Here is a 7,149-nt window from a genome sequence, read left to right on the forward strand (position 1 = left end):
AATATACTATACTAAGCAATTTATTATTTTCCAATCAAAGAGAGGATATAAATTTTTTTGTATAATCTAATGTTTTTTCAATTTCAATATCTTTTATACAATCAGAAATAAACCATGTTTCATAACCTGAAGGCGGCAAATATATTCCGTGGTTTAGTAGATAATGAAAATATTTGTTAAACATTTCATGATCAGCTTTTGTTGCATCATCAAAGTTTGAAACTTCTGATATACCAAAAAATACGGTCATCATCGATGAACATTGATTAATACATACGGGTATACCGGCGTTTTTAAAAATAGTTCTTAATTCATCGGATAGGATTTTTGTAGTTTGTGTAATTCTATGGAAAATATCTAAATCATCTTTCAGTATGGATAAGGTTGTATATCCGGACCTCATAGCAATTGGATTTCCGGATAAAGTACCCGCTTGGTAAACCTTACCAACCGGAGATAAACAATCCATTATTTCCTTTCGAGCGGCAAATGCTCCGACGGGCATTCCACCTCCAATAATTTTACCATAAGTTACTATATCTGCCTGAATGTTAAAAAACTCTTGAGCTCCCCCTATCTTTGCTCGAAAACCTGTCATGACTTCGTCAAAAATCAGTAATGACTGATTTTCTTCACATAGTTGCTTTAACTTAACAAGAAAATCTCCTTTAGGAGGTATACATCCCATATTACCTGCTATAGGTTCTAGTATAACTGCTGCAATTTCGCCCTTATTCTTTTCGAAAACAGATTTTACAGATTCGATATCGTTATATTTAGCCAACAAAGTATCCTTTGCCGTTCCTTCCGTTACCCCCGGACTATTAGGATTTCCAAAGGTAACAGCACCACTTCCGGCTTTTATAAGAAAGGAGTCGGAATGTCCATGATAGCACCCTTCAAACTTAATAAATTTATTTCTTGATGTAAAACCTCTTGCTAATCGAATCGCAGACATACAGGCTTCCGTACCTGAATTAACCATTCTTATTTTATCAATAGAAGGCACAGAAGAGGTAATCAATTTAGCAATTTCTGTTTCTAATTCTGTAGGAGTTCCAAATGAAAACCCATTTTGCATTTGCTCTTTTACTGCTTCTACTACTTGGGGATGATTATGACCTAGAATCATGGGGCCCCATGAGTTTATATAATCTATATATGTGTTTCCGTCTTCATCTGTAAGATATGCACCTTTTGCCGATTTCATAAAAACCGGGACTCCTCCGACAGATTTAAATGCTCTAACCGGCGAATTTACCCCTCCAGGTATATATTGTTGTGCCTCTTGAAATAAAGCCTTACTTCTTTTAAAAAACATCTACCAACCCTATTTTAACTTTTTCTCCCTTTTAATAAAATTCTATCTCCTTGTTTAGGCTCATCTCCTGGAAACATCAAATTTCTTTTATATAATTCAATTAAGGAAATACCATTTTCTTGTGCTATATCGTACATCTTCTCTCCTTCCTTTACAATATGTTCTTTGTTGATTCCTTTTTTCTTTTTTGGATCTAAAAAGATTTTTTGGTTAATTACTAAACTATCATGAAAGAGTAAATCATTATAAGATTTTAATTGATTTAATGAAATGTGATAGGCTTTTGAAATATCTTCCAACGTATCACCTTTCCTTAATATAATATATCTTACTTTCCCATTGGGATGAATTCTAATTCTAGAGCTGGGGAATTCAAAATTATTGGTCTTAACGGCAGCTATTTTCTTTACATTTTCTACTTTTTTAGCCGTTACTTTAAACGGAATTGTTTTTTGGGGAACATCAATTTTTACTGTTTTTGAATTAGCATCTGCCAACAAAATTGATGATTCATCTACCTTTTCAATACTATTATTGGATTTATATGTATCCGGATATAACTCTGCTAACTTTTTATCTACATTATCAGAGGTTAAAGAATCAAACTGGTATAATTTATATCTTTCAATTAAATTGATTAACATATATGCGTACTTAGGATTAGTAGCATACCCTGCTTTTCTTAAACCATGTGCCCATGCTTTATAATCTTTTCTATCTAATTGAAACAGTTTTTTATAATAGGGTCTTTCTGCTAAAAACAAAGAATGGTCTCTGTAAGATTCTTTTGCGGAGGTATATTTTCTAAAACATTCTCCTCTGGCATCATCATCATGATACATTCTCCCTCCAGTCCAATCATTTTTACATTTAATGCCAAAATGATTATTTCCTACCTGTGCTAAAATACTCTGCCCGTTACCTGTTTCTAAAATTCCTTGTGCTAAGGTAATACTTGCAGGAATTTGATAAACTTCCATTTCCTCTACCGCAATTTTAGCATAGGTTTGAATGTATAATTCATCTTTTTTTACAGATTCTTGAGCCAGAATGAAATTTCCTAAAACAATCGCTATTAGAAATATTCCAAATTTTTTCATGTTACAATTATAGGTTTATTTTTCTTCTTTAAATACTTATTCATTTCTTTAATCCCTTGTAAACCTCCTGTGTGTATTGCTAAAATTTTTTTGTCCTTATGGATTTGCCCCTTTTTTAACATGTCTCTTAATCCGAACATCATTTTTCCTGTATATATAGGATCAAGGGGTATATGATTGAGATTATAAAATTCGTTAATAAAATCGATTAATTCATTCGTAATTTTAGCGTATCCTCCAAAGTGGTACTCCAAATTTACTATAAAATTTTCTTTGCTAGTATGTTTTAATAATTCTTTAACTAAAAAATGAGCGTTTTTTAATACCGGAAATCCGATTACTTGTTGGTGAGGAAATGCTCCTACAGATAATCCCGAAACAGTTCCTCCGGTACCCATTGCAGAAGTAATTATGTCATAAGAAGAGGTTTTTTCTGATAGTATTTCTGCTGCTCCTTTTACAGCCAATGAATTTGTCCCGCCCTCAGGTACTAAATAATGATTAGGAATGGTATTAAGTATATTTTGTATATAACTCGACTGTTCTTTGAATCTATATTCATGCCTGGGTACAAAAATAAATTCCATGCCATAAGTAGAAGCTTCTGTTAGAGTTAAATTATCTTTCCATTTATCAACAATTTCTTCTCCTCGAATTATACCTATAGATTGGAAACCATTTTCATTAGCTGCTGCCGCACAGGCTACAATATGGTTAGACATTGCTCCGCCGAAAGTTACCAATATTTTCTTTCCTAAATCTTTAGCTTTTTGAATATTATATTTTAATTTCCAAAATTTATTTCCTGAAATGACGGGATGAATCAGATCTTCTCTCTTTATATAAAGAACTTGATCTGTTTGTAACCCCGGAAATTGAAAAGTTTGTATAGGTACATTCATCTTATTTTAATGAATTTATTTTTATATGAATATATCTAATGATTTAATAAACATTCCATAAACAACTAAAGCATATTCATTTATACTAATTTAAATAAAGAATATGCTTTAGTGATATAACTTTTTAATTATTTTTAATCTTATCTTACTCCATGCATCATTTTTACTAGTACTTTATTTAATGCGATCATTAATACTCCACAAATGATTACAAATAATGAAATATATAAAAATATTTTACCTGCTCCTAAGGTTTCGACTGTAGAAGCTAAAAAGCCTCCTACTATATTTGCAATAAAGGATGCCATTAGCCATACTCCCATTAATAGAGATGCTAATTTAGGAGGTGCCAATTTTGTTACTACGGAAAGCCCGACAGGCGACAAACATAATTCCCCTATGGTATGAACAAGATACGTTAAAATTAACCACCATATACTCGCTTTAATGGTAACATCGGCTATATCGCCCCCTCGTTCTGCAACTGCTCCTAACATAAAGAAAAATCCAACCCCTAAAATTATCATTCCTAATCCCATTTTTAACGGAGTCGTTAGTTTTTGTCCTAATTTACTATTCCAAAAATACGCAAAGATCGGAGCTAAAACTACTATAAAAAATGGATTTACCGATTGGAATAATGAAGTGGGTATATTGTATTCTCCAATAAAAGGCAAATTTACATTTCTGTCGATAAATTTATCTGTATACAATGATAAAGATGAACCGGCTTGCTCAAATCCTGCAAAAAAGAAAATAGCAAAAAAGAAATAAATAAATATAACAGCAACTCTTTGTTTTTCATTTTTAGTTAGTGGAACGTTTGGATCAACATCACTATTTGTATCGTTTTTGGTGACTTTTCCTTGAGGTTTTAACCCAAGATCTCCTAAATATTTTTTCGCCAACGTATTATAGGTAATTTGACCAAAAAACATTCCGACTGCAGCGGCGAGGAAACCATATTTATACCCATACGATATTATTTTTCCTGCGGCATCTCTTGTAGAGAAAATATCATCGGTCAATATTCCTACAATAATGGGAGCAATCAATGCTCCTAAATTTATGCCCATATAAAAAATAGAGAATGCTGAGTCTCTTTTAGGATCGCCATCTGCATATAAACCACCTACCAAAGTTGATATATTGGGTTTAAAAAATCCATTTCCTATAATTAGAAGGAATAACCCCACATACAGTCCACTTTGGGTATTTAATGAAAATAATGCCAGTTGCCCACACATCATTATAATTCCCCCTATTGTAATGGAATGTCTTTGTCCTAAATATTTATCTGCCAACCAACCTCCAATTAATGGAGTAAAATAAACAAACCCCGTAAAGAAACCATATATTAAGCTGGCTGTTTGAGCATCTATACCTAAACCTCCTTCTAAATAAGATTTTGTAAGATATAGTATTAAAATTCCTCTCATCCCATAATACGAAAATCGTTCCCACATTTCTGTTAAAAACAGTAGGTATAACCCTTTAGGATGCCCTTTTTTAACTTGAGTTTCTGTCATAATATAATTTATACTTAGTTTTACTTATTATTATTATTTAACTTCTTGCATTAATTTCCTTATCAAAGGAGAAAATAGAATTAAAGCAATACCTGTAATTAATGCATAATTGGCCAATTGTCCGAATCCTGTAGTATATGAATATAATTTAGTTACTAAAGATGCATTTTCATCCGGAGAAGACATTTCTGCCCCTAAAAGACCTGCTACATATTGTGCATAAGAACTGGCTAAGAACCACATTCCCATCATCATTCCTGATAAATTTTTGGGAGATAATTTGGTAACTATAGATAAGCCTACCGGAGATAAACAAAGTTCTGCGAACGTCATAACCAAATAGGCTATTGTAAAGATATTTAAAGATGTCATTCCGTTCGAGTCAGCAAAATATCTTGTACTATATAAAATATAAAAAGAGCCAGAAAGAAATAAAAATCCCAATCCAAATTTTATTACCGTATTGGGTTCTAATTTTATTTTTGCCAACCATAGCCATAATAATCCAAACAAAGGACTTAAGATTATTACAAATAAAGCATTGGAGCTATTATTTACAATATTGGGGTCAATATTAAAAAACAGTAATTTATGACTTAGGTTTCCTTCGGCAAAAATAGCCAGAGCTCCTCCACTTTGTTCAAAAAATGCAAAAAAAAGTATTGAAAAAATAATTAAAATCATCGCTGCAACAAGTTTTTTTCTTATTTGTGCGCTTTTTATTTTAATAAGTTCTATAATAAACAAAGCTATTGCCAACGGACCAATGGTATACATAAAATAATCGGTATATCGAGTATTATGTATCATGGCATAAATAATAGGTACGCATAACAATACTCCTAAGTACACAAACATCTCACGTGTACTCCTGGTTGAAGGTTTCATATCTATCAATGGTGAGTCACCAATAGGACCTAAATATTTTTTGGTTGCTAGGAAGATTAAAATACCTATTAGCATTACTATCGCTGCGGCTAAAAAGCATAAATTCCAGGAATGATATTTTCCTAAATAAACACATAAAACACCACCAAACAAGGCTCCTAAATTTATACCCGAATAAAACAACCCAAATCCTGCATCTCTTCGTGGATCTTTTTCACTGTATAAATCTCCAACCATAGTAGAAATGTTAGGCTTAAAAAATCCGGTTCCAATTATTGATAATGTTATTCCAAAATAAAAAAAATCATGTGGAGAATAAGCGATAATTAAATTACCTAAAACCATGGTTAAACCTCCAATGAAAAGAGATTTTTTAAATCCTAATATTTTATCTGCCAAAATCCCCCCAATAAAAGTAAAAGCGTAAATAAATGCTTGTATCGCTCCATATTTAAGGTTAGAATCTTTATCAGTAACTCCTAATTGACCCACCATAAAAATTGTAAGAACTCCTCTCATACCATAGAAGCAGAAACGTTCCCACATTTCAATCAAAAATAGATATATTAGCTGTTTTGGATATTTTCCGCGAAAATTATGAATTTCTTCTAGAGTAAGTTCTTTATTTTTTTGGATATTGTCATTCATATTATTATCACTGTTAGTAGTATTAATCGTTTTAAATTCATAAATGCTTAAAAATCAATTATTTAATTTTTTTAATTGATTTTTTACTATCAAAAATACTAAAAATTCCTAAAATCAAATAGAAGTATAAGCAATAATCTCAAAAATAATATAATTTATGAATAAAAAATAAAGCATATTTATTTTATTATCTAAATTTTTTTTTACTTAATAATGAAATAATTTTAAGCTATTATTACTAACAATAAATATAAAGACATATATTTTTATGGATTTTTTTAAACTAATTGGTATAAATATTTACTACAAACTATCATGCAAAATAATTTTCTAATTAGTTTAATTTATTATTAATTTTTTAATTCATCATATAATTACTTTTTAGTAGTTATTATATTATGAAATTTAAATTCCCTTAGCTAAAAAACCTATCAAAAAAGAGTAACTAAAGAAATAAAATCAATAAAACCTATTTCTTTAATTTATGATTTCAAAAACTATTTAGATTTACTATTTTTAAATAAGAAGGTCCTTATCGGGAATGAAATTGTTATTAATAGCATTGAAGAATATGTATAGTAAATATCATCATAGACAGTAAAGGTCTGATATAAAATTATGAGAGTTAGCTTATGAGTTTAGCTAAATTAAAAGTTTATAAGTTTAAAATTCCACCAACCAAAAAAACCACTTCAATACAAAACAAAAAAAGCCTTGTATAATTCTATACAAAGCTTTCTTTTTTAAAAAACCGGCGGCTA

General features: G+C 30.5%; 5 protein-coding genes. All 5 read right to left on the reverse strand.

What is annotated here, in order from left to right:
• Positions 1 to 34: 34 nt before the first annotated feature.
• The 5 genes from hemL to GFV01_RS03375 all read right to left on the reverse strand — a co-directional run bounded on the left by hemL (position 35) and on the right by GFV01_RS03375 (position 6,388).
• Complete coding sequence (hemL, locus tag GFV01_RS03355; RefSeq protein ID WP_160564762.1) at positions 35 to 1,321, reverse strand: glutamate-1-semialdehyde 2,1-aminomutase; 1,287 nt, start codon at positions 1,319 to 1,321, stop codon at positions 35 to 37.
• Between the two features lie 14 nt (positions 1,322 to 1,335).
• The gene (locus tag GFV01_RS03360; protein ID WP_160564764.1) at positions 1,336 to 2,421 is read right to left on the reverse strand and encodes a glucosaminidase domain-containing protein; all 1,086 of its coding nucleotides are present in this window, start codon (positions 2,419 to 2,421) and stop codon (positions 1,336 to 1,338) included.
• Positions 2,418 to 3,323, reverse strand: a complete 906-nt coding sequence (locus tag GFV01_RS03365; protein WP_160564766.1) for a 1-aminocyclopropane-1-carboxylate deaminase/D-cysteine desulfhydrase — start codon at positions 3,321 to 3,323, stop codon at positions 2,418 to 2,420. The genes GFV01_RS03360 and GFV01_RS03365 overlap by 4 nt, the downstream gene beginning before the upstream one ends.
• A gap of 140 nt (positions 3,324 to 3,463) precedes the next feature.
• Complete coding sequence (locus GFV01_RS03370) at positions 3,464 to 4,852, reverse strand: peptide MFS transporter (RefSeq protein ID WP_160564768.1); 1,389 nt, start codon at positions 4,850 to 4,852, stop codon at positions 3,464 to 3,466.
• A 33-nt stretch (positions 4,853 to 4,885) separates the two neighbouring features.
• On the reverse strand, positions 4,886 to 6,388 hold the full coding sequence (locus GFV01_RS03375; protein WP_185150316.1) for a peptide MFS transporter: 1,503 nt from the start codon (positions 6,386 to 6,388) through the stop codon (positions 4,886 to 4,888).
• Positions 6,389 to 7,149: the final 761 nt, after the last annotated feature.

Origin of the sequence: Apibacter sp. B2912, assembly GCF_009827835.1 — a bacterium.
GTDB lineage: Bacteria > Bacteroidota > Bacteroidia > Flavobacteriales > Weeksellaceae > Apibacter.

Coding starts and splice junctions, on each gene's coding strand:
- GFV01_RS03365 (WP_160564766.1), bottom strand. CDS start 3,323: ATGAATGTACCTATACAAACTTTTCAATTTCCGGGGTTACAAACAGAT.
- GFV01_RS03360 (WP_160564764.1), bottom strand. CDS start 2,421: ATGAAAAAATTTGGAATATTTCTAATAGCGATTGTTTTAGGAAATTTC.
- GFV01_RS03375 (WP_185150316.1), bottom strand. CDS start 6,388: ATGAATGACAATATCCAAAAAAATAAAGAACTTACTCTAGAAGAAATT.
- GFV01_RS03370 (WP_160564768.1), bottom strand. CDS start 4,852: ATGACAGAAACTCAAGTTAAAAAAGGGCATCCTAAAGGGTTATACCTA.
- hemL (WP_160564762.1), bottom strand. CDS start 1,321: ATGTTTTTTAAAAGAAGTAAGGCTTTATTTCAAGAGGCACAACAATAT.